General features: G+C 69.1%; 22 protein-coding genes. 19 read left to right on the top strand and 3 right to left on the bottom strand.

Translation table 11 applies throughout. From position 1 onward, the window contains the following. Nucleotides 1–25: 25 nt before the first annotated feature. From GA0070564_RS30540 to GA0070564_RS27000, 4 genes are all read left to right on the top strand, one after another. A complete protein-coding gene (locus GA0070564_RS30540; RefSeq protein WP_425412550.1) occupies nt 26–994 on the top strand; it encodes a carbohydrate kinase family protein in 969 nt (322 codons plus the stop codon). Between the two features lie 297 nt (nt 995–1,291). Further along, nucleotides 1,292–2,809 carry a multiple monosaccharide ABC transporter ATP-binding protein gene (gene mmsA / locus GA0070564_RS27010; RefSeq protein ID WP_176730868.1) on the top strand — a complete coding sequence of 506 codons (1,518 nt, stop codon included), beginning with the start codon at nt 1,292–1,294 and terminating at the stop codon, nt 2,807–2,809. Further along, on the top strand, nt 2,806–4,107 hold the full coding sequence (mmsB, locus tag GA0070564_RS27005; protein WP_091615318.1) for a multiple monosaccharide ABC transporter permease: 1,302 nt from the start codon (nt 2,806–2,808) through the stop codon (nt 4,105–4,107). Before mmsA ends, mmsB begins: the two co-directional genes overlap by 4 nt. Nucleotides 4,108–4,159: 52 nt before the next feature. Beyond that, complete coding sequence (locus GA0070564_RS27000; RefSeq protein ID WP_091615315.1) at nt 4,160–5,266, top strand: substrate-binding domain-containing protein; 1,107 nt, start codon at nt 4,160–4,162, stop codon at nt 5,264–5,266. 127 nt (nt 5,267–5,393) lie between these two features. Here the strand turns inward: GA0070564_RS27000 and GA0070564_RS26995 are convergent, their stop codons facing one another. Further along, complete coding sequence (locus GA0070564_RS26995) at nt 5,394–5,810, bottom strand: MerR family transcriptional regulator (RefSeq protein WP_091615312.1); 417 nt, start codon at nt 5,808–5,810, stop codon at nt 5,394–5,396. 2 nt (nt 5,811–5,812) lie between these two features. Here GA0070564_RS26995 and GA0070564_RS26990 point away from each other — a divergent pair, with 2 nt between their 5' ends. The 3 genes from GA0070564_RS26990 to GA0070564_RS26980 all read left to right on the top strand — a co-directional run bounded on the left by GA0070564_RS26990 (nt 5,813) and on the right by GA0070564_RS26980 (nt 8,510). Then, a complete protein-coding gene (locus GA0070564_RS26990; RefSeq protein ID WP_091615309.1) occupies nt 5,813–6,334 on the top strand; it encodes a tautomerase family protein in 522 nt (173 codons plus the stop codon). 479 nt (nt 6,335–6,813) lie between these two features. After that, on the top strand, nt 6,814–7,005 hold the full coding sequence (locus tag GA0070564_RS26985; protein ID WP_091615305.1) for a hypothetical protein: 192 nt from the start codon (nt 6,814–6,816) through the stop codon (nt 7,003–7,005). Between the two features lie 692 nt (nt 7,006–7,697). Next, nucleotides 7,698–8,510 carry an NAD-dependent epimerase/dehydratase family protein gene (locus GA0070564_RS26980; RefSeq protein ID WP_091615300.1) on the top strand — a complete coding sequence of 271 codons (813 nt, stop codon included), beginning with the start codon at nt 7,698–7,700 and terminating at the stop codon, nt 8,508–8,510. Between the two features lie 77 nt (nt 8,511–8,587). Here GA0070564_RS26980 and GA0070564_RS26975 read toward each other — a convergent pair whose 3' ends face one another. Beyond that, nucleotides 8,588–9,367 (bottom strand): IclR family transcriptional regulator, encoded by a 780-nt coding sequence (locus tag GA0070564_RS26975; RefSeq protein WP_091615297.1) that lies wholly within the window; start codon nt 9,365–9,367, stop codon nt 8,588–8,590. Nucleotides 9,368–9,559: 192 nt separating this feature from the next. On the opposite strand from GA0070564_RS26975, the gene GA0070564_RS26970 reads away from it, so the two are divergent. After that, nucleotides 9,560–10,888 carry an aldehyde dehydrogenase family protein gene (locus GA0070564_RS26970; RefSeq protein WP_091615509.1) on the top strand — a complete coding sequence of 443 codons (1,329 nt, stop codon included), beginning with the start codon at nt 9,560–9,562 and terminating at the stop codon, nt 10,886–10,888. A 95-nt stretch (nt 10,889–10,983) separates the two neighbouring features. Here the strand turns inward: GA0070564_RS26970 and GA0070564_RS26965 are convergent, their stop codons facing one another. Then, nucleotides 10,984–11,841 carry an IclR family transcriptional regulator gene (locus tag GA0070564_RS26965; RefSeq protein ID WP_218105007.1) on the bottom strand — a complete coding sequence of 286 codons (858 nt, stop codon included), beginning with the start codon at nt 11,839–11,841 and terminating at the stop codon, nt 10,984–10,986. 26 nt (nt 11,842–11,867) lie between these two features. Between GA0070564_RS26965 and GA0070564_RS26960 the strand changes: the two genes are divergently transcribed. From GA0070564_RS26960 to GA0070564_RS26910, 11 genes are read left to right on the top strand one after another with little or no spacing between them, the layout of a single operon-like run. After that, a complete protein-coding gene (locus tag GA0070564_RS26960; RefSeq protein WP_245670293.1) occupies nt 11,868–12,932 on the top strand; it encodes a 5-dehydro-4-deoxyglucarate dehydratase in 1,065 nt (354 codons plus the stop codon). Then, a complete protein-coding gene (locus GA0070564_RS26955; RefSeq protein ID WP_091615288.1) occupies nt 12,929–14,218 on the top strand; it encodes a glucarate dehydratase family protein in 1,290 nt (429 codons plus the stop codon). Before GA0070564_RS26960 ends, GA0070564_RS26955 begins: the two co-directional genes overlap by 4 nt. Continuing rightward, nucleotides 14,212–15,417 carry a hypothetical protein gene (locus tag GA0070564_RS26950; protein WP_176730861.1) on the top strand — a complete coding sequence of 402 codons (1,206 nt, stop codon included), beginning with the start codon at nt 14,212–14,214 and terminating at the stop codon, nt 15,415–15,417. The genes GA0070564_RS26955 and GA0070564_RS26950 overlap by 7 nt, the downstream gene beginning before the upstream one ends. Nucleotides 15,418–15,419: 2 nt before the next feature. Next, complete coding sequence (locus GA0070564_RS26945) at nt 15,420–16,733, top strand: ABC transporter substrate-binding protein (protein WP_091615284.1); 1,314 nt, start codon at nt 15,420–15,422, stop codon at nt 16,731–16,733. Continuing rightward, a complete protein-coding gene (locus tag GA0070564_RS26940) occupies nt 16,726–17,742 on the top strand; it encodes a carbohydrate ABC transporter permease (protein WP_091615280.1) in 1,017 nt (338 codons plus the stop codon). Before GA0070564_RS26945 ends, GA0070564_RS26940 begins: the two co-directional genes overlap by 8 nt. A 9-nt stretch (nt 17,743–17,751) precedes the next feature. After that, nucleotides 17,752–18,618 carry a carbohydrate ABC transporter permease gene (locus tag GA0070564_RS26935; protein ID WP_091615503.1) on the top strand — a complete coding sequence of 289 codons (867 nt, stop codon included), beginning with the start codon at nt 17,752–17,754 and terminating at the stop codon, nt 18,616–18,618. Then, on the top strand, nt 18,615–19,385 hold the full coding sequence (locus GA0070564_RS26930) for an SDR family NAD(P)-dependent oxidoreductase (RefSeq protein WP_091615276.1): 771 nt from the start codon (nt 18,615–18,617) through the stop codon (nt 19,383–19,385). The genes GA0070564_RS26935 and GA0070564_RS26930 overlap by 4 nt, the downstream gene beginning before the upstream one ends. Next, nucleotides 19,386–20,531, top strand: a complete 1,146-nt coding sequence (gene dgoD / locus GA0070564_RS26925; RefSeq protein WP_091615272.1) for a galactonate dehydratase — start codon at nt 19,386–19,388, stop codon at nt 20,529–20,531. 2 nt (nt 20,532–20,533) lie between these two features. Next, nucleotides 20,534–21,379, top strand: a complete 846-nt coding sequence (locus GA0070564_RS26920; RefSeq protein ID WP_091615269.1) for an SMP-30/gluconolactonase/LRE family protein — start codon at nt 20,534–20,536, stop codon at nt 21,377–21,379. A 4-nt stretch (nt 21,380–21,383) separates the two neighbouring features. Further along, on the top strand, nt 21,384–22,322 hold the full coding sequence (locus GA0070564_RS26915; protein WP_091615264.1) for a sugar kinase: 939 nt from the start codon (nt 21,384–21,386) through the stop codon (nt 22,320–22,322). After that, a complete protein-coding gene (locus GA0070564_RS26910) occupies nt 22,322–22,984 on the top strand; it encodes a bifunctional 4-hydroxy-2-oxoglutarate aldolase/2-dehydro-3-deoxy-phosphogluconate aldolase (RefSeq protein WP_091615261.1) in 663 nt (220 codons plus the stop codon). The genes GA0070564_RS26915 and GA0070564_RS26910 overlap by 1 nt, the downstream gene beginning before the upstream one ends. The last annotated feature ends 33 nt before the right edge of the window (nt 22,985–23,017 follow it).

Raw genomic sequence — 23,017 nt, 5'->3', positions numbered from 1 at the left:
CCCGCGCCCGGACACCACGCTAGCGGTGCTCGGCGAGAACGTCATCGACCTGGTTCCCGACCCCGAATCCGACAGCTATCGGGCGTTGCCCGGCGGCAGTCCGGCCAACGTGGCCGTCGCCGCCAGCCGGCTCGGCATGGCGACGACGATGATCGCCCGCGTGGCCGACGACGCCTTCGGCAGTCGCGTCCGGGGTCGACTCGGTGGCGCGTCGGTGCTCGACGGTCTCCTGGTCGACGCGGGACAACCGTCGTCGTTGGCAGTCGCGGTGCCCGGCGCGGACGGTGCGACCGAGTACACCTTCTGGGTCGAGGGAACAGCCGACTGGCAGTGGGCTGACAGCGAGCTGCCTGAACGGGTCACCGCTCAGGCGCTGCACGTCGGGTCGCTCGCCGCCTACCGGGAGCCGGGCGCGGACGTGGTGGCCCGGTTCGTCCGGCGCGAGCACGCCGGGGGAGCGGTGAGCATCAGCTTCGACCCGAACATCCGCCCCTCGGTCGGCGGATCGCGTGCCGGGCTGGTTCGCCGCACCGAGGAACTGTTGCCCCACACGCACATCGTCAAGGTCAGCGAGGAGGACCTCGCGCACCTTTACCCCGATGTCCCTGCCGAACGGGTCGCTGCCGGCTGGCTCTCGTCCGGCCGGCTGCTCGTGGTGGTCACGCTGGGCGGTACGGGGGCCGTGCTGCTCAACCGGGCCGGGCATGCCGAGGTGGCGGCGTCACCGGTTCGGGTGGTCGATACGGTCGGCGCGGGTGACACCTTCATGGCGGCACTGCTGTGCGCACTCGATGCCCGGAACCTGCTCGGTGGTGACCGCCATGACGCGATCGCCTCGCTGGATCCGCAGCAACTGGCCGAGATCGGTCGGTTCGCCGCACGAGCGGCCGCGGTGACGTGCGGGCGGACCGGCGCCGACCCACCATTCCGAAGCGAACTGGACGGGGCGGCTCCCACCGACCGGCCGGTGGCGGCGATTGCGGAGAAGGCCTGACGCCTCCGCTCAATCCCCTTGGACAGAACGGCGCCAAAACCATGACCAACACTCACGCTCGGACAGAGGGAACGTCGGTGCGCACTTCCACAGCAGTGATCAGCGGATGAACGGGACACATCGGAGGCGAACCGTGGCTCTGCCAATACCCGTCGCCCGCGCACACTCGATGCCCGGTGCGGGTCGGGCGATTTTCCGCACGCAAGGTGCGCTTTCACCCGTACGGCCCAGCGCGACCGCTCAGGGCCGTTGCGAGGTGGTGGGAGCGTGAACGCGGCAGCACCGATCCTCCTGGAGATGCGCTCCATCACCAAGGAGTTCCCAGGAGTCAAGGCCCTTGCCGACGTCAACCTGGTGGTGCGCGCCGGCGAGATCCACGCCATCTGCGGTGAGAACGGCGCGGGCAAGTCGACGCTGATGAAGGTGCTCAGCGGCGTCTACCCGTACGGCACCTACGACGGCCAGATCGTCTACCAGGGCGCGGAGACCCGCTTCTCCGACATCCGGGCCAGCGAGCACGCGGGCATCGTGATCATCCACCAGGAGCTCGCGCTCATCCCGGACATGTCGATCGCCGAGAACATCTTCCTCGGCAACGAGCCCCGCAAGCGGGGGGCGATCGACTGGAAGGCCGCGAACCGGATGGCGCTGGACCTGATGGCCCGGGTCGGTCTGCAGGAGGACCCGGACACCCTGATCAAGGACATCGGGGTCGGCAAGCAGCAGCTGGTGGAGATCGCCAAGGCGTTCGCCAAGGACGTCAAGCTGCTGATTCTGGACGAGCCGACCGCGGCGCTGAACGAGGCCGACTCGCGGCACCTGCTGGACCTGCTGCGGGGTTTCCGCTCGCGGGGCATCACCTCGATCATGATCTCGCACAAGCTCAACGAGATCGAGGCGATCGCGGATCAGATCACGATCCTGCGGGACGGTCGGACGGTCGAGACGCTGAACATCCAGGACGGCGTGGATGAGGACCGGATCGTGCGGGGCATGGTCGGGCGCGAGCTGAGCAGCCGCTTCCCGGACCACACCCCGAAGATCGGTGAGGTGTTCTTCGAGGTGCGGGACTGGAACGTGCGGCACCCGATCTCGGCCGAGCGCCAGGTCTGCAAGAACGAGAGCTTCGTCGTACGGCGGGGCGAGATCGTGGGCTTCGCCGGGCTGATGGGCGCGGGTCGTACCGAGCTGGCGATGAGCGTCTTCGGGCGTTCGTACGGGGTGTTCGAGTCCGGCACGATCGTCAAGGACGGCAAGGAGATCGTGCTCAAGTCGGTGGCGGACGCGATCGCCCACGGCCTGGCGTACGTCAGCGAGGACCGCAAGGCGCTCGGGCTGAACCTGCTCGATGACATCAAGGCCTCGACGGTGGCCGCGAAGCTGTCCAAGATCTCCCGGCACGGTGTCCTGGACGAGGTGCGGGAGTACCAGGCGGCCGAGTCGTACCGCCGGGACCTGCGCACGAAGGCGCCGACGGTCGACGAGGGCGTCGCCAAGCTCTCCGGCGGCAACCAGCAGAAGGTCGTCCTGGCCAAGTGGATGTTCACCGACCCGGACCTGCTGATCCTCGACGAGCCGACCCGGGGCATCGACGTGGGCGCCAAGTACGAGATCTACGGCATCATCCAGCGGCTCGCCGACCAGGGCAAGGGCGTCATCGTCATCTCCTCGGAGCTGCCCGAGCTGATCGGGCTCTGCGACCGCATCTACACCGTGTTCGAAGGCGCCATCACCGGCGAGCTCGCCCGGGCGGACGCTGACCCGGAGACCCTCATGAAGCAGATGACCTCGACGAAGAAGATGCAGACACGATGAGCCGATTCAAGGACCTGCAGAAGAACCTCTTCGGAGGGACGACCTCCAACGCCCGGCAGTTCGGGATGATCGCCACGCTGGTGGGGATCGTGCTGATCTTCCAGATCTGGACGAACGGGCTGACGCTGCGATCGGACAACCTGATCGCGCTGTTCAACCAGAACTCGTACATCCTGATCCTGGCCATCGGCATGCTGATGGTGATCGTCGCCGGGCACATCGACCTGTCGGTCGGCTCGGTCGCGGCGTTCACCGGCATCCTGGTCGCCAAGTCGATGGCCGAGTGGGACCTGCCCTGGCCGGCGGCCATCGTGTTCGGCCTGGTCATCGGTGCCGCGATCGGCGCCTGGCAGGGCTTCTGGGTGGCCTACATCGGGGTGCCCGCGTTCATCGTCACGCTGGCCGGCATGCTGCTGTTCCGCGGCGGTAACCAGTACATCGGCAACGCGAACACCATCCCGGTGCCCGAGGGCTTTAGGAAGATCGGCTCCGGGTTCCTGCCCGAGGTCGGCCCCAGCACCGGCTACAACAACCTCACCCTGCTGCTCGGCCTCGCGGCCTGCCTGGCCGTCATCTGGCGCGAGTTGCAGTCCCGCAAGACCCGCCGCGAGATGGACGCCGACCCGGCGCCGATGTGGATCTCGATCCTGCGGATGGCCGTGATGGTCGGCGTGATCGTCTTCGCCAGCCTGCGGTTCGCCAGCGGCCGGGTCGGCACCAGCTTCCCGATCTCCGGGATCATCCTGGTGGCGCTCGTCCTGGCGTACTCCTTCTACACCCGCAACACCGCCGGCGGCCGGCACATCTACGCCGTCGGCGGCAACTCGCGGGCCGCGGAGCTCTCCGGCGTGAAGCTCAAGCGGGTCAACTTCTTCGTCATGATGAACATGTCAATCCTGGCCGCGCTGGCCGGCATGATCTTCGTGGCCCGATCGGCGGCCTCCGGCCCGCAGGACGGCAACGGCTGGGAACTCGACGCCATCGCCGCGGTCTTCATCGGTGGCGCGGCCGTCTCCGGCGGCATCGGCACCATCAGCGGCTCCATCGTCGGTGGCCTGGTCATGGCCGTACTCAACAACGGCCTGCAACTCCAGGGCGTCGGCACCGACAAGGTCCAGATCATCAAGGGCCTGGTCCTGCTCCTGGCCGTCGCACTCGACGTCTACAACAAGCGCCAGGGCCGCTTCTCCATCATCGGCAGCCTCACCCGCGGCCTCCGCCGGGACACGCCGAGCGGCGCACCTCCGTCCTCGTCCGACGCGGGCCGCGAACCCGCCAGGACGACGGTGTCCGGCTGACGGCCACCGACCTTCCACCCTCATCACCTCTGTAGAAGGGCACTACCTCCTCATGCGCAACTTCCTCGCCAAGACGGTGGCCATCGGCGCCATCGCGACGCTGGCCCTCACCGGCTGCGGCTCCGGCCGCGACGGCGACTCCGACAGCGGTTCGGCCGGCTCGGCCAAGGGCTTCGCGGCCGACTCCCTGATCGGTGTCGCCCTGCCGTCGAAGACCTCGGAGAACTGGGTCCTCGCCGGTGACCTGTTCACCAACGGCCTCAAGGAGGCCGGCTTCAAGAGCGACGTGCAGTACGCCGGCGCGTCGACCACCGTCGCCGACCAGCAGGCGCAGATCACCGCCATGGTGACCAAGGGCGCCAAGGTCATCGTCATCGGCGCCACCGACGCAGCCCAACTCTCCACCCAGGTCGCCGCGGCGCACGCCGCCGGCGCGAAGGTCATCGCCTACGACCGGCTGATCACCGGCACCCCGGACCTGGACTACTACGTCGCGTTCGACAACTTCAAGGTCGGCCAGCTCCAGGGCCAGGCCCTGCTCGACGGCATGAAGGCCAAGAAGCCCAACGGCCCCTACAACATCGAGCTCTTCTCCGGCTCCCCGGACGACAACAACGCCGGTGTCTTCTTCAACGGCGCGATGAGCGTACTCAAGCCGGAGATCGACAAGGGCAACGTGGTCGTCGCCTCCAAGCAGACCGACGTCAAGCAGACCGCCATCCAGGGCTGGAAGGCCGAGGGTGCGCAGGCCCGCATGGACCAGCTGCTGACCTCCACCTACGGCGGCAACAAGGCCCTCGACGGCGTCCTGTCCCCCAACGACACCCTCGCCCGCGCGATCATCACCTCGATCAAGGGCGCCGGCAAGCCGATCCCGGTCGTCACCGGCCAGGACTCCGAGGTCGAGTCGGTCAAGTCGATCATGGCTGGCGAGCAGTACATGACCATCAACAAGGACACCCGGAACCTCGTCAAGCAGACCATCGCGATGATCCAGGCGTTGCAGAAGGGCGACAAGCCGGAGATCAACGACACCAAGTCGTACAACAACGGCAGCAAGGTCGTCGACACCTACCTGCTCCCCCCGGTGGCCGTGACCAAGGCCAACGCCGCCGAGGCCTACGCGAACGACCCGAAGCTCGGGCCGCTCACCAAGTAGTAGGGCCACCACCGATCGCGCATCGCGCCGCCCGCCCAGGAACGACGGTTCCCGGGCGGGCGCCTTTGCGCGCCGCGCCGTTCGCTGTGGCGGTCACGGCCGCACTGCGCCGATTACCTGATGGGCCTCAACGACTGGAGCCGATGGCGACAGGACCTGCGGCCAGTTCGTCGGGAAGGGCGGCCAGGACGCTCGCCTCACAGGCGGCGCTCTCGCCGGGTCCGTGGGTGCATTCGGCCAGATGCGCCAGGACGGCGCGGACGCCGGCGAGCTCGTGCATCCGCTGGTCGACCTCGCGGAGCCGGCGGGCTGCGACCTCGCGACGCTGTCTCCCGTCACCTGTCAGGACGGCGGCGATTTCGTCCAGGCGCAGCCCGAGCCGCCGGCAGAGCCGTACCAGCCGCAGCCGCTCAAGGGTCTCCTCCGGGAAGCGGCGGTGACCGTTGGGGAGGCGGCGAGGCTCGAGGAGCCCGATCGAGTCGTAGTACCGCAACGTCGTCGCCGGGATGCCGGATCGCTGGGCCAACTGCCCGATCGTGAGCACGCGTGAACATTACCTTGACCGCCAGTCGACTCGAAGTCGTTGACTGGATGCGGTCGAGATCCCTTCACCAGATCGAGGTGACTGCTATGCCCATGGTCGGCATCTATATCCCGGACGGGCTGCTGGCCCGTGACGGCTCCGCTGCTCTGGCGCAGGACGTGGCCTTGGCTGTCCTGCGGCACGAGGGGAGCCCACTGCGGTCGCCGTACCTCGAGAATGCCGCCGTATATGTGCACGAGACTCCGGTCGGTGCGGTGGCTACCGCGGCTGGGCCCGCACCCGGCGTGGTTCGCGTTCAGGTCATGACTCCGCCGGGTGCGCTGTCCCGTGAGAGTCAGAGGAACCTGGTCGCTGAGGTGACCCGGATGATCGCGGAGGCGGTGGGCGATCCTGCGGTGGTGGGGCGTACCTGGGTCACGCTGACGGAAGCCGCGGAGGGCGGTTGGGGTGTCGCCGGGGTGGCGCTGGGTCGAGCGGAGTTCGCCGCGGCTCGGGCGGCAACTGAAGGCGGCGCACCGGCCTGAATCACCGCCGGTGGAAGGGTAGGTCAGGTGCGGTCTCTTTCCTGACCAGGTGCGCATGACCCGGCGGGGTGTCCACCAGGCCCGGCGTCGGTCGCCGCGAGCAAGGCTTCGCCGACGCTCTTGAGGTCGACAACTCTCCTGTCTTGTGCGACGGTTCCGGCTCGTTGACTGGCCGGCGGTGTAGATGTGGGCGTAGAACGCAGAGTCGACCCTTTCGGAGTGGCGGCGCGGCGGGCGTCGATGGGGCGGGACGACGGTGGCTGTGCCGCCGGTTGGCGCTACTCGTGTCCGCGTGTCGGCCCGACAACTGAGTGAGGCGTGCCGAGTGCGGCGGCGACGTATTCTCGGCTGTTCGTGCGGGATCGGATGTGGAAATGCCGCTCGTCAGGGCAGGTGGCCGCAAACGCGTGCTCATGCCCACGATAGGACGCTCCGCGGCCGGCGCGGTATCGATCGGCGCGCTTGATACAGTTACGCCCATGAGTCGCCAGCGCATCGGCGCTATCGTCCTTCTTCCGGTCGCCTTTCTCGCGTTGTCCGCCAGGCGAACCTTTGGATTTTTGGATCACATCCCAGGCCTGGTCGAAGCGGCTATCGTCGTCGTGGGCGTGGCCTGCGCCCTGCTGGGCGTGCGTCTGTGGTTGCAGATGCCGCCGGGTGACAAGCGATAGCAGGTCGGCATGCACCGAACTTCGGTGGCGGCAGGGTGCGTCTTTCTGCCGCCGATCGTGCTCGGCGCCGCAGAAGGCGGTGCCGTTTCCCGCTTGTTGAGGGCTTGATCTAGCCAGCTGGCAATCGAACACGAAAGCCAACTCGTGCCCGACCGGGTCTGCTGCACCGGCAGGTGACAGGTGTGGTCACGCGGCCTGACTGGCCGGTGGGTGCATGGTGCTCTCGAACTCGACGGGGGCAACCGGGACAGTGACCCCTGTCGTCTGCGCCGGTGGTGGGTCCGTTCGAACCCGGTCGCGATCGCGATCCGGGGCCACTGCCTGTCGCCGGTGGCGAGGCGGGGCGGCCGGGCTCGCGGTCCTGCTCGCCGACCCGCTCCTGCGCAACTGTGTCGACTTGCCCGGGCCCGGGGGTCTCCCTGGTGTTGGTGAAGTCCCGTTTGTGGGTTCAGCCGTAGCTCGCTCCCGCTCTGCACAAGTTCGTCAAGCTGGTGGACCGGCGACAGCGCAGGACCACCGCGACCTGGGCGGCACCTTGCGGCCTGCGGAGAGGCGTCCGTCGAAGGCGATCGGTCCGCGTCACAGCCCATCAGAGTCGGACCGTGTCCACATATGTATACGCTGTCCAAGAGTCGAGACATGGACTATGTTGTGAGGGGCCCTGCCAAGGCATCGAAGAGGAGCTGCGTCCAGTGAGGAACGTCCTATTGGTCACCGGGGCCGCAGGAGGAGTGGGATCGCTGCTGCGACCTCGACTCCTACGGCTGGGCTGGCGACTGCGCCTGCTCGATGTCCGGCCCCCCGCCGAGCCGCTCGGTGCGGGGGAGGAGCTGATACTCGCTTCGATCACCGACGTGGAGGCGATGACTGCCGCGTGCGCGGGGGTCGACGCGGTGCTGCATCTCGGTGGGCAGAGTGTGGAAGCCCCGGTCGAGCAGGTGCTCGAGCTCAACATGCTCGGCACGTACTCCGTGTTGGAGGCCGCACGTCGCGTGGGCGTCAGCCGGGTGATCATCGCTTCGTCCAACCACGCGGCCGGTTTTCATCAGCGGGGCGCGGAACCGGTGCCCGCGGACGCTCCACCCCGCCCTGACACCCTGTACGGCTGGAGCAAGGTCGCCGCCGAGGCGGTCGGTCGGCTCTACCATGACCGCTTCGGCATGGATGTGATCTGCCTGCGGATCGGGTTCTGCTTCGAGACTCCGAGCACCCTTCGCGCATTGGCGCTGTGGCTGTCGCCGGACGACGGCGCCCGGTTGGTCGAGGCATGCCTCACCGCACCCTCCCCGGGCTACCGGATCGTGTGGGGGATCAGTCGCAACACTCGTCGCTGGTGCTCCTTGGCCGAGGGCGAGGCAATCGGCTACCACCCGCAGGACGACGCTGAGGTCTACGCCGACAAGCTGATCGCCGAGCACGGCGAACCCGATTTCACGCACGACCCGCTGCTCAGCAGGATCGGTGGCCAGTGGTGCGAGATCCCGCTCGGGGTGCGGATGTCCTAACGATCAGGGGCGGAGGGCCGCCCAGGGCAGGGGCGGAGCCGCCGTCCATTTCCACCCAGTGAACGTCGGATGCCGCATTACCGGATGCCGCGTAGGCGGAGGGTGGCGGCGAGTTGCTGGCTGTGCTCCAGGACGAGCTTCGCGACCCTGGCCAACTCGGCCTCGTCCACGAGGTGGGCGGGCATGGAGCAGCTGATCGCGTCGGTGGCGGGGATCCGGTAGTCAACGGTGGCGGCGACACAGGCGATACCTTCCGTGCCCTGTTCGATCTCGTAGGCCCAGCCGCGATGTCGCGTCTCGTCGAGCACGGTGTGCAGCCTGTCCCGCCGGGTGATGGTGTGCGGTGTGCAAGCCTCCAGGTCTTTCGGCACCAGCGCATCCACCTCGGCCGGGGTGAGCTGCGCGAGCAACGCCTGACCCAGGGCCGTCAGGTGTACGGGGAGGCGGCGGCCCACCCGCGGGACGAGGCGGACCGAGTCGCGGGACTCTCGGCTGGCGAGGTAGAGCACGTGGCCGCCGTCGCGGCGGGCAAAATGCATGGTGTAGCCGACCTCGGTCCGCAGGTCCTCCAGTGCCCGGTACACATACGGCAGCGCCGGGTCCCGGTCGAGGTAGGCGGTGCCGGACAGCAGGGCGTTGGGCCCGACGCCGAAGCGGGTCTGCGTCTCGTCCGCCTCCACCCAGCGCAGTTCGCGCAGGGTGCGAACCAGAGCGTGCAGGCTGGAACGCGGGTAGCCCAGTCGCTCCTGGAGCTCGCTGATCGTGAGGCGAACGGGCGCGGCGGCGAGCGTCTCCAGGATCCGCACGGTGCGTTCGGCGGACTTGACGGGTGACGCCTCGGATCGCTGCTGCGCCATGCGGTCTACCTGGTCCCTTCGTGGCTGTTGACCACCATCCTAACGGCCCACTACTGTGAGTCTGCATAGTGTCTATATATGTGGACGGCAGGCATATACGAGGACGGATCGTACGGCGCACTCCGCCGTTGCGGGATCGTCCGGTACTGGCCCTGCGTCGCTTACGACGTCCGCACCCTGTGGAGGCAGTACATGCATGACGTGATCGCTGCGGCGGCTGCCGTCGGACCGGAGATGGCCACCTGGTCCGCTGCCCGCCGACGGGACCTGCTGTACGCGTGCGCCGACTCGCTGTCGGCTGCCGGAGCCCAGATTGTCGCGACTGCCCGGGACGAGACGGGGCTGACGGAGACGAGGCTCTCCGCTGAACTGGAGCGAACGGTCGGCCAGTTGCGGCTGCTCGGTGACTTCGTGGCCGCCGGCCGACACCAACCGGCTCGCTTGTCGCCGGGCGTCGCAGCGGGCGGTGCTGACGTGTTCGCCCTGTCGGTGCCGATCGGGCCGGTGGCGGTCTTCGCGGCGTCCAACTTTCCGCTCGCGTTCGGTGTCGCTGGTGGCGACACCGCCTCCGCGCTGGCGGCGGGCTGCCCAGTGGTGGTGAAGGCCCACCCGGCGCAACCGGCGACATCCCGACTTGTCACGGGTCGCCTCGCCGCGGTGCTTCCGCAGGGCGTGTTCGGCCTTGTCGAGGGCGGCCCCGAGGTCTCGGTTGCCCTGGTGCAGAATCCCGTGGTCCGGGCGGTCGGCTTCACGGGCTCGCTCTTCGGCGGTCGGGCATTGATGGCGGCCGCCGCGGCGCGCCCCGACCCGATCCCGGTGTATGCCGAGATGGGCTCCCTCAATCCCGTTTTCGTCTTCCCGGAGGCCGCTACCGACCGGTCCTGGGTGACCGCCCTCGCGGCAGCGGTGACCGGCTCTTCGGGACAGCTGTGCACCAAACCAGGGCTGGTGGTGGTGCCCGATGAGACATTCGCCCGGGCGCTGGCCGCGGAGGTCGCGGCGGCGCCGACGCATCGGATGCTGACCCCGGCAATGGCGCAGGCGCACGAACGGTGGTTTGAGCAGGCCAGTGTGGTGGGCGGTGTGCAGGTCGTCGCGGGAGACGGCAATCCGCGGCCCTTCACCGTGCAGTTGCCACCCGAGGCGTTGCACGGGCCGTTCCTGGAGGAGCACTTCGGGCCGGCGGTGGTGGTGTGCTGCGCCCCGGTCGAGGCGTACCCGCACATCGTCGAGACGCTGGAGGGGACCCTCACCGCGACCGTCATCGCCAACAGCAACGACCAGCCGGCGGCAGCCGCGCTGCTACCCGGGTTGGTGGCCCGAGCCGGCAGGGTCGTCTGGAACGGGGTGCCGACCGGGGTGGCCGTCTGCGACGCCATGCACCACGGCGGCCCATGGCCGGCCACCTCCGCGCCCTGGGCGACCAGTGTCGGCAGCGCGGCCATACAACGCTTCCTGCGGACCGTGGCGTTGCAGGGACTCCCGCCGGAGCTGGTGGACGAGGTCGTCCCCACCGGGTGACGGGCCCTGCCGCAGCCGCTTCACCTCGCGGCTGCGGCAGGGCCCGCGCGGGCCGGTCGTCGGCACACCGCCGCCGACCGGCCCGACGGTCGACGTCAGTACCGGACGCGTGCCATGGCGCTGATCTCGCTGGCTGCGGCGGTGATGGCCTTGACCGCCTCCGCGAGGTGCGCGTCGGTGGCTCGTGCCAAGGGGATCGAGCAGCTCACGGCATCCAGTGAAGAGCTGCTGGGCAGCGCGACGGCGACGCAGGCCAGGCCAGGGGTGTTCTGCTCAGCCTCGTACGCCCATCCGCGTACGCGGGTGTCCGAGAGTTCCTCGCGGAGCGTCTGCCGGTCCGTGACGGTGTGGTCGGTCAACGCGATGAGCCGGTGCGGCAACACCCGGTCCACCTCCTCCCAGGTGCGGGCGGCCAGCAGCGCCTTGCCGAGGGCCGTGGCATGGGCCGGCAGCCGGCGGCCGATCCGGGACGCGACCCGGAGGTGGTGCTGTGACTCACGGCTGGCCAGGTACACGACGTCGCAGCCGTCCAGCCGAGCGAGATGGACTGTCTCGTCAAGATGGTGGCGAAGCCGGGTGAGTACCGTTCCCGCCGCCTGCACCACCGGGTCACGGTCGAGGAAGGATGCGCCTGCCCGCAGCGCCCGCAAGCCGATGCCGTACGCGCTGGCGCGTTCGTCCGTGTCGACCCATCCTCTGGCGACGAGTGTGCGCAGGATGGCGTGCAGGCTCGACTTCGGTACGTCGAGTCTGCGCTGCAGCTCGCTGAACGTCAGCCGGCCGTCGTTGGCGGCGAGCGTCTCCAGGACGTCGACGGTTCGGTCCGCTGACTTGACCGACTCCGGCCGGCGGCTGACCCCGGCTGGCTGAACGTCTGCGGCTTGCACCGCACTTTCGCTGGCGGCGGTGGTGGTGGCGGCGGCCACAGGGCCGCTCGTGTGCATCGTGGTCATGGCTCCCCGATGTCCGGGCGTCCCGCGTGGACATCGTCGCGAAACGTCGTGGTTACCAAGTATTGACAGTCCCAAGTGACGAGTATTACCGTCCGCATCCTAGTTCGCAAGGGCGATCAGTGTTCACAAGTGTGAACAGTTGGAGCTGGAGGATGTGTCGAGTGCCGGAACTTGATGGGGTGCTTTTCTTCCCGGTGACGCCGTTCGACGGTCAGGGGTCGGTCGACCTCGCCGCGCTCGCCGAACACGTCTCCCAGGGAGTGGCCGCCGGACCCGGCGCGGTCTTCGTCGCCTGCGGCACCGGCGAGTTTCACGCGCTGGACGTCGAGGAATACCGCGAGGTGGTCGCGACCACCGTCGCGGTCACCGACCGGCGGGTGCCGGTCTACGCCGGCACCGGATCCGCCCTGCCAGTCGCCCGTCGGTGCGCCGCGATCGCCGAATCGGTCGGCGCGGACGGACTGCTGCTGCTTCCGCCCTACCTCGTCAGCGGCCCGACCGAGGGCCTGGTGCGGTACACGCAGCAGGTGGCCGACGCGTCCGCGCTGCCGCTGATCGTGTACAACCGCGGTGGTGCACGGTTCGACGCCGCGGCCGCCGCCGAAGTTTCGAGGATCGCCACCGTGGCAGGCTTCAAGGACGGCATCGGAGACCTGGACCTGCTGGCCCGAATCGTGCTGGCCGTACGGGGCGCCCTCGACGGCACCGGCAAGGCGTTCCAGTTCTTCAACGGGATGCCCACCGCCGAGGCCACCGTCACCGCGTACCGCAGCCTGGGCGTACGCCTGTACTCCTCAGCCGTGTTCTGCTTCGCCCCCGAAATCTCGCTCGCCTTCTACGATGCCGTCAGCGCGGGCGACGAGAAAGTGGTCGAAGCGTTTCTGACCGACTTCTTCCACCCCCTGGTGGAGCTGCGCGAAACCGTGCCGGGTTACGCCGTGTCACTGATCAAGGCGGCGGTCCGGCTGCGCGGCCTGGACGTCGGCGGGGTCCGTCCGCCACTGGTCGACCCCGCCCCGGAGCACATGGCACGGTTGGCGCAGATCATCGACGGCGGGCTCGCCCTCGCGAAGTCGGTGGCGGGGCGATGAGCGCTCTGACTGTCACCGGCATCAGGATCACCCCGGTGGCGTTCGCCGACCCGCCGCTGCTCAACGCGGTGGGGGTGCACGAGCCGTACGCCCTACGCGCCGTCGTCGAGGTGCGGACCGACTCCGGTATCACCGGCCTGGGGGAGACCTACGCCGACGAGGTGCACCTGGGCAAGCTGCGCAGGGCCGCCGCCGCGCTGGCCGGGCACGACGTGTTCGCGCTGAACACCGCCTTCACGGCGGTCACCGTGGCGCTCGCCGGAGACACCGGCGGCGACGCGCACGGCCTGACCGGCCTGATCACTGAGAGCGGCACGGTGGAACGGGTGTTCTCTCCGTTCGAGGTCGCCTTCCTCGACATCCAGGGTCAGGCGCTGGGGCGGCCAGTGGCCGACCTTCTCGGCGGTGCGGTGCGGGACCGGGTGCCCTTCAGCGCGTATCTGTTCTACAAGTGGGCCCACCACCCCGCTGACCCCGACGGCGACCGGGCCGCCGGTGAGCCGGACGAATGGGGGGAGGCACTCGACCCCGCCGGCATCGTCGCTCAGGCCCGCGCAATGGTGGACCGCTACGGCTTCACCGCGATCAAACTCAAGGGCGGGGTGTTTCCACCCGACCAGGAGATCGAAGCCATCAGGGCGTTGCGCGACGAGTTCCCCACCCTGCCGCTACGTCTGGACCCCAACGCCGCATGGACTCCGGCCACCTCCGTGCGGGTGGCCCGCGCGCTCGAGGGGACTCTCGAGTACCTGGAGGACCCCACCCCCGGCATCGACGGGATGGCGGAGGTCGCCCGCGAGGCACCGATGCCGCTGGCGACGAACATGTGCGTCGTCGACTTCCCCCACCTCGCGCCGGCGGTCGCCGCCGGTGCGGTGGGCGTGGTGCTCTCCGACCACCACTACTGGGGTGGCCTGCACCGGTCCCGGCTGCTGGCCGGGATCTGCGGCACCTTCGGCATGGGCCTGTCCATGCACTCCAACTCGCACCTGGGGATCAGCCTGGCCGCGATGGTGCACCTGGCCGCCGCCACTCCGAACCTGAGCTACGCCTGTGACACCCACTGGCCGTGGAAGACCGAGGACCTGATCGTGCCGGGCGCCTTGGAGTTCCGCGACGGAAGCGTCGCGGTGCCGACCACCCCCGGTCTCGGCGTGACCCTCGACGAGGACGCGCTTGCCAGGCTGCACGAGCAGTACCTCGGCTGTGGTATCCGTCAGCGTGACGACACGGCATACATGCGCCGCCTCCGGCCCGAGTACGAGCGCCGGAGTCCGCGATGGTGACCGCCATCGGGTACGCCTACCCGTGGGACTTCGACGGCGACCCGGCAGCCGCGGCCCGTGCCGTCGATCTGGGGGTGGACGGGATCGCGGTCGCGGCGGCGTACCACACCACCCGGGCGGCAACCCCGATGCACCCGACCAGACGTACCGTCACCGCCCGCCACGCCGCCTTCTACCTGCCGATCCGGCCCGCCGTCTGGCGAGGCTCTCCGCTGGTGCCCGCCGCCCCGACCTGGCCGGGCTCGTTCACCGCGGCCAGCAGTGCGGTCCGCGCCCGCGGGCTCGCGGTGCACGCCTGGACGGTGCTCACCCACAACAGCCAGCTCGGTTCGCGGCACGGGGACCTCGTGGTCCGTAATGCCTACGGCGAGCCCTACACCTACGGGCTCTGCCCCTCGCACGAGGTGGTCCGTGACTACTGCGCCACGCTGGTGTCCGAGGTGGTCGAGCTCGGCGAGCCGGACGGCGTGGTGCTGGAGGCGTGCGGTCCGCTCGGCATCGACCACGCCGGGCACCACGACAAGGTGGAGTTCGCCGACTGGACGTCGGTGCAGCGAGCCCTGCTCTCACTCTGCTTCTGCACCGGCTGCCTGCCCCGCTACCGGTCGGCCGGAGTCGACCCGGAGGAGCTGCGTGCCCGGGTCCGGCGACTTCCGAGCGCGGCGAGCGTGTCGGATGCGCTCGGCGGTCTGGCCGCACCGGTGGCCGAGGTTCGCACCACGCTGGCCGCTGAGTTGCGGGACCGGCTGGTCGGCATTCTTCGCAGTGCCCGGGTGCGGGCGACGGTGCACGCCTCCGCCGACCCGTTCGCCAGCGGCGCCTTCGCCACCGTGGCGGGTCATGGCGCAGCCCTCCCCGACACCGTCGTGGCCAACTGTTGGTGGCCGGACGCCGAACCGGCGCTCGCTGCCCTGCGCACTGCCACGAGGCCCGACATCGGCCTCGGTGGCTATTTTCGACCGGACACTCTGCCGGTCGAGCCCATGCAGCTTTCCGACCTCGTCCGACGCTACCTGGCGGCAGGGATGGACGAGCTGCACCTGTATCACCTCGGGCTGGTGTCCGGTCCGCAGTCCCACAGGCTCGCCGACCTGGCCGCTGTCGCCCGGCGGTCCACTTCCCCCACCCGCCGTGCAGCCACCCCGTACCTCGGGACCGGCAGCGGCAGTCACCTCCAACCCCATGCAGATAGGTGTTAGTCATGATCAACAGCACCTCCGCAGCGTTGCGGCGCCTGTCGGCGCTGGCCGCCGTGGGCCTCACCGCCACGATCGCTCTTGCCGGATGCGGGTCCGGTTCCTCGGGCACAGACGGGGAGGAGTTCACCTACTGGTCCATGTGGCAGCAGACCGAGCCGCAGGCCAAGGTGCTCCAGGGCGCCATCGACGGATTCACCAAGGACACGAACATCAAGGTCAATGTCGAGTGGCAGGGGCGGGAGGTACTCACCAAGCTGGTGCCGACATTGCGTACTGGTGCCAAGGCCGACCTGGTCGACCAGTCCCTGAACGCGATCGGTGCCAACCTGGTGCTCCCCAACCAGTACGCCGACCTCAGCCCGGCCTACGAGCAGAAGGTCGATGGCGAGGACGTCAAGGTCTCCGACGTGATCCCCGAGAAGTACCGGCGATACCTCACCGGCGGGGACGGCAAGCCGTTCATGGTGCCCTACGAGGTCGCCAGCGAGGCGATCTGGTTCGACGCCGCGAAGTACCCGAAGCTCGCCGAAAAGCCGCCGGCCACCTGGGAACAGTTCGTCCAGGTGCTCGACGACCTGAAGAAGTCCGGGATCGCGCCCCTGGCGCTGGACGCCGACAATCCGGGCGCGGCGGCGTACTGGCCGCAGAGCCTGCTGATCCGGGCGCTCGGCCCCGACGGCTACCGCGACCTGGCCACCGACAAGACCGGCGCGAAGTGGGACGACCCGAAGGTCAAGCAGGCCGTCGACGAGCTCGAGAAACTCGTCAAGGGTGGCTACTTCGTCAAGGGGTACGACGCCAGCCAGTACCCCGCGCAGCAGAACGCCTGGGCGCAGGGCAAGGCCGCGCTGCTGCTGCAGGGTTCCTGGGTCCCCAGCGAGACCAAGGGGACGGTTGCCCCCGGCTTCCGGTTCGACTCGTTCGACTTCCCGACCTTCGACGGCGGCTCGGACGCGGTTCCGGTGAACTTCTTCGGCTTCGCCATCCCCAAGTCGGCCAAGCACGCCGCGCCGGCGCAGAAGTTCATCGCATACTTCCTGAACAAGTCCCGGCTCACCCCGATCGCTACCCAGGCGGCCAACATCACGCCGCGGGCTGACATTGAGGCGCCCAAGGAGCTCGCCACCCTGAAGAAGTCCTTCGAAACAAAGGACGTCTTCGCGACCAGCGCCGGAGTGCCGCTGGTAGCCGGGGACCTGCTGAGCAACGTCTGGCGGCCGGCTTACCAGTCGCTGATGCAGGGCGAGAGCACCGGGGCGCAGTTCCTCGTCGACGTCAAGTCCAAGCAGGCCGATTACTGGAAGTCTCATGGCTGACCTGGCCCCCACCGGCCTCGCCACCCCGCGCCAGGGGGTGGGCCGCTCAACCGGGCGGCCCGCCCCGCGGCCGTCGGCCTCCGCCAGTGACCCGCACCGTCGGCGGCAGCGCCGTGACGCATCCGCCCTGGCCCGTGGGCAACGTCGCCTCTTCCTGCCATTTGTCTCGGCCGCGCTGCTGCTCTACACGCTCTTCTTCATTCTTCCGGCGCTCTACTCGGCATATGCGAGCTTCACCGAGTGGGACGGCATCAACGCCCCGCAAGGGAACGGGCTGGACAACTTCAAGGCGCTGCTGAACGACCCGGTGTTTCGCACCACCTTCACGAACACCCTGCTGGTGCTCTTCGTGGTGGGCGGCACGATCTTCGCTCTCAGCTTCGGCTTCCTGCTGGTGCTCCGCGAGATGCGGGGCAACAGGTTCGTCCGTAGCGTGATCTTCCTGCCGCACGTGGTCTCCACCATCGTGCTGGCGATCTTCTGGGGTTACCTGCTGCGGTACGACGGGCTCGTCAACAACGCCCTCGGCACTGTCGGCGTGGAACCCGTGAAGTGGATCGGGCCGAAATCCGCGTTCCCCGCGATCATGGTCGGCCTGGTGTGGATCAACATCGGGTACTACGTGATGATTCTGATGGCCGGCGTCGACCGCATCCCGGCGTACTACTACGAGGACGCCATGCTCGCCGGCGCCAACGCCTGGCAGAAGCTGCGGCACGTCACGCTGCCACTGTCCTGGGACATCGTCGGTGTCGCCGCAGTGCTGTGGACCATCAGTTCGGTCAAGATATTCGAGTTCAACTATGCGTTCGGTGCCGCTGGCGGCTACCCGCCACCGGCGTACGAGTGGACCGCCGCCGTTTTCGTCTACGCGCAGACCGTCGGCAACAACCCGCCGCCGTACCGGTTCGGGTACGCGTGCGCCTCCGCGATAGTGATGTTGCTGCTGGTGGTGTTCTTCGTGGTCGCGCTTCGCCGTCTGATGCGGCGCGAGACGATCGAGTTCTAGGAGATCGTGATGGCGACCTACATTCAGGTCCGGCACCACCGCCGGCGCCCCGTCGCTCCCATGCGAATGGTGGGCACCGGCCTGATCTGGCTCTTCACCGGATTCTGCCTCTTCGCGTTCGGGTTCATGGTGCTCAGCGCCTTCAAGAGCAACCGGGAGATCCTCGCTTCGCCCTGGGCGCTGCCGACCTCGATGCGATGGGAGAACTGGGCCAACGCCTGGGAGCAGGGCGGCTTCGGAACGGCGGCGATCAACTCCGTTCTACTGGTGTCCACTGCGTCACTGACCGCAGTGGCGGTCGCCGCCCCCGCCGCGTACGTGCTGTCCCGCGGCGTGAGCCGCACCGCCGCGGGACTGACCATGTACTTCGCCCTCGGCCTCGGCATCCCGGTACAGGTGATCGTGCTCCCGTTGTACTCCCTGATGGCGAAGCTGCAACTGATCGACACCATGCAGGGTCTTTTCCTGGTGTATGTCGCCACCGCGCTGCCGTTCACCGTCTTCCTGCTGACCGGCTTCTTCGCCACGTTACCGACGGAACTGGTCGAGGCGGCGGCCCTGGACGGGCTATCCCCCGGGCGGACGTTCTGGCAGATCATGTTTCCGCTGGCCCGCGGGGGTCTGACCACCGCACTGCTGCTCAACGTCATCGGCATGTGGAACGAGACACTGCTCGCGCTGATGTTCGTCCAGAGCAGGCAGAACAACACTCTGCCGCTGGCCCTGATCGGTTTCATCCAGAGCCAGCAGTACAACGGCGCGGACTACGGCGCGTTGTTTGCCGGAGTTCTCATCACAATCCTCCCGATCATCATGGTGTACGTCTGGCTCGGCAACCGGATCACGCAGGGCATCACGGCCGGAATCGGCAAATGACCAGTTTCCCCACCGTCGATGGTGCCGGGTCGGCCCGGCCCGGCCCGACCGCCTGCCGCCGATTTGCCGGACGCATCGCGCTGGTCACCGGCGGCGGCTCCGGGATCGGTGCCGCGACCGCCCGGCGGCTCGCCGACGAAGGTGCCTCAGTGCTGGTCAGCGACATCGACCCCGGTGCCGCGAAGGCGGTCGCCGAGGAGGTCGGCGGCCGGGCGCTGCCGCTGGACGGCCGCTCCGAGGCCGACTGGAACACCGCGGTGGCGACGGTCGACCGCCTCGACGTACTGCACTGCAACGTAGGGCAGCACCGGCCCGCGCCGTTGCACGAACTGGTCCCCGACGAGTTCGACGCGATCATGGAATTGTCGCTGCGCAGTGCCTACCTGGGAGTCCGGACCTGCCTACCGCTGCTGCAGGCGACGTCCGGGGCGGTCGTGGTCACCTCCTCGATTCACGCGCTGCTCGGGCTGCCTGGAGCGCCGGCGTACGCCGCCGCCAAGGGAGCTCTGGTGGCCCTGGTCCGCCAGCTCGCCGTCGAGTACGGCCCCGGTGTACGGGTCAACGCCGTTCTGCCCGGGCCGATCCGCACACCAGCCTGGGCGGACCCGGACAAGGCGGTGCGGCACGTCGCCCGGACCGTTGCCGGCCGACTCGGCGAGGCGGAGGAGGTGGCGTCGGCAGTGGCCTTCCTGGCGTCCTCCGACGCCTCGTACATCACTGGTGCCGCGCTGCCGGTCGACGGTGGCTGGCATGCGAAGGGGCTCTGAATGAAGATCACCGGTCATGAACTGTTCCTGGTCGCGCCCCGCTGGCTCTTCCTGCGGATCGACACCGACGAGGGGATCTCCGGCTGGGGTGAACCGATCGTGGAAGGCCGCGCCGAGACCGTCAGCGCGGCGGTGACGGAGCTTTTCGACCTGCTCGACGGCGCCGATCCGCTGCGCACCGAACACCACTGGCAGACCCTCGCCAAGGCGGGCTTCTACCGCGGCGGTGCGGTGCTGTCCAGCGCGATGGCGGGCATCGACCAGGCGCTCTGGGACATCAAGGGCAAGGCGTACGGCGTTCCGGTGCACGAGCTGCTCGGCGGACCGGTGCGGGACAAGGTGCGCGTCTACGGGTGGCTGCGGGGCGAGACGACGGCCGAGCTGGTCGACTCCGCCCATGCCCAGGCAGGAGCAGGACTGACGGCGGTCAAGATGAACCCCTGGGCCTTGGTCGATCCGCTGCCCACCCCGGCGGCGGTCGACCGGATCGTGGCGCGGGTCGCCGCCGTCCGTGAGGCGGTCGGCCCTGACATCGACCTGGCGCTGGACTTCCACGGCCGCTTCACCACCGCCGCGGCGGTCCGGATCCTGCCCCTGCTGGAGCCGCTGCGACCACTCTTCGCGGAAGAACCGGTGCTGCCGGAGTACAGCGGCAACCTGCGTCGGGTGGTGGACTCCACCACGATTCCGATCGCGACGGGGGAGCGGCTCTACTCGCGCTGGGACTTCGATCCCGTGCTGCGCAGTGGAATCGCCGTGGCGCAGCCGGACCTGTCGCATGCCGGCGGGGTGTCCGAATGCCGGCGAATCGCCGCCGCCGCCGAGACCCACGACGTCCTGGTCGCGCCGCACTGTCCGCTCGGGCCGATCGCGTTCGCCGCGTCGCTGCAACTGGACCTGGCCGTACCGAACTTCCTGATCCAGGAACAGAGCCTCGGCCTCGGCTACCACCCGGACTCGGAGAAGCTCCGCTACCTGGTCGACGACAGCCCCTTCCACTCGGTCGACGGCTCGATCCCGCGGCTCACCGGACCCGGGCTCGGCATTGAGGTGGACGAATCGGCGGTACGTCGCGCGGCCGAGAGCCCGCACCGCTGGCGCAACCCGGTGTGGTACCACGCCGACGGCGCTCTCGGAAGTTGGTGAGGATGCATCCCGAACTGGTGGTCGACGCCCGCGCGGCGTTGGGTGAGGGGCCGGTCTGGGACGACCGCGCGGGAGTCCTCTACTGGGTGGACATCCTCGGGCAGTCGGTTCACGTGCATGATCCGTCCGGCGAACCGGACCGGCTGCTGCCGATGGGTGCCCAGGTCGGCGCGGTCGTACCGCGGCAGTCTGGGGGACTGGTCGCGGCGGTCGCCGACGGCTTCGTCACGCTCGACGACACCACCGGCGAGGTTGGTCGGCTCGCCACGGTGCAGCCCACCGGGCGGGACGTCCGGTTCAACGACGGCGTGTGCGACCCGTCGGGCCGGTTCTGGGCGGGCACGGTCGCGCTCGACCAGTCTCCAGGAGCGGGAACACTCTACCGACTCGACCCCGGTGCGACGGTGACCCCTGCGCTGACCGGCGTGACCGTCTCGAACGGGATCGAGTTCACCGCGGACGGCGCGACCATGTATTACATCGACACCCCGACCCGCCGGATCGACGCCTTCGACGTGGTCGCCGGTGAGCTGAGGAACCGGCGCACCGCGGTGGATCTCACCGACGTGATGGGGGTGCCGGACGGGCTGACCCTCGACGCGGAGGGCTGCTTGTGGGTTGCCCTGTGGGACGGCGGTGCGGTCCACCGGTACGCCCCGAACGGCGTACTGGACCGGGTGGTGACGTTTCCGGTGCCCCGGCCGACCTGCCCGGCCTTCGGCGGTCCGGACCTGACGACGCTGTACGTGACCTCCGCTGCCATCGGCACCGACGACCCGCTGTCCGGCGCGCTGTTCGCCGTGGCCGCCGGCGTCGCGGGTCGGCCCGTCCACCGTTACAGAGGTTGAGCCGATGCTCGATGTGGTGACGTTCGGCGAGGTCATGGGACTGCTGGTGGCGTACCCCGGGCAGCCCCTGCGGCACGCGAACGACTTCCGCCGTCAGATCGCGGGGGCCGAGGCGACGGTTGCGGTCGGGCTGGCCCGGCTCGGACACCGGACCGGCTGGTGCGGTCGAGTCGGCGAGGACGCGTTCGGCCTTGCCGTCATGGACACGCTGCGCGGCGAAGGCGTGGATGTCAGCCGCGCCGGAGTCGACCCCGGGGCGCCGACCGGGCTGCTGGTCCGGGACGCCCACCCACACCGGCGAATCACCGTCTCCTACCACCGGGCGGGCAGCGCTGCCAGTCGTACCGGCCCACAGCACCTCGACCCCGGCTACCTTCGCAGCGCTCGGCTGCTGCACCTGACCGGCATCACCCCGGCGCTCTCCGAGTCCTGTCTGGAGGCCGTGCGCGAGGCGCTGCGGATCGCGCGAGACGGTGGCCTCACCGTGTCCTTCGATCCGAACATCCGGCTCCGGCTCTGGCCCGCGCAGCGGGCCGTTCCCATCCTGCGAGAGCTGCTTGCCGGGGTCGACATCGTGCTTGCCAGCAGGGAAGAGGCCCGCCTGATCGCCGGACGCGAGGATGCGGCCGCCTGGTTCCTCGAGCACGGCAGCCGGCTTGTGGTGATCAAGGACGGTGCTGTCGGCGCCCATGCCACGGACGGGCGTACCGAATGGGCGGTGCCGGCCTTCGACGCCTCGGTGCTCGACCCGGTCGGGGCCGGGGACGCTTTCGACGCCGGCTTTCTCTCCGGCTGGCTGTCTGACCTGCCAGTGCCGCAGTGCCTGGCTCGAGGCGCCGCTGCCGGAGCGCTCAACGTGCAGGCGCTCGGTGACCTGGACGGCCTGCCGTACCCGGACGATCTGCAGGCCATGCTCAACAAAGAAATCGAGGTGGACCGCTGATGCCGTACGAATGGCAGACCGTGGCCGAGATCGTGCGGCGACGGGTGGTCGGGATCATCCGCACCGACTCGGCCGCCGAGGCGGTGCGTGTCGCCGACGCGCTGGTCTGCGGCGGCCTGTCCGTGGTCGAGGTGTCCCTGACCACCCCGGGCGGGTTGGACGCGGTACGTGAGCTGGCGACCCGCGCCGGCGCCACGGTTGGAGCCGGCACCGTCATCGACGCGGCCAGCGCACGGCTGTCGATACTGGCCGGAGCCCGGTTCCTGGTGTCGCCGACAGTCGTGCCCGAGGTGATCGCCACCGGCCGACGCTATGGAGTACCGACCCTGGCGGGGGCGCAGAGCCCGACCGAAGCGATGGCAGCGGTCGAGGCAGGCGCCGCACTGGTGAAGCTGTTCCCGGCCGGCCACCTCGGCCCGGGCTACCTCAAGGCGGTGCGCGCCGCCCTGCCGCAGGTCGGCTTTGTGCCGACCGGCGGAGTGAATTCTCAGAACGTGGCGGACTGGTTGGCGGCCGGCGCGGTAGCGGTGGGGGTCGGCGGTGCGCTGACCACGGGGGCCGACGACGAGATAACCGTGCGGGCCATTGAGCTCCTCGGCAACGTGTCAAAGGTCTTTTCTCCGGAATTACCCGCCCCTCACCCCCTCGGAAAGGAGCAGTGATGACTGCTCGGATCAGACACCGGCGACTCACCG

This window comes from Micromonospora mirobrigensis (assembly GCF_900091555.1).
GTDB classification, from domain to species: domain Bacteria; phylum Actinomycetota; class Actinomycetes; order Mycobacteriales; family Micromonosporaceae; genus Micromonospora; species Micromonospora mirobrigensis.
Note: the sequence above shows the minus strand (reverse complement) of the source record. Positions and strands in the feature narration are given on the sequence as shown.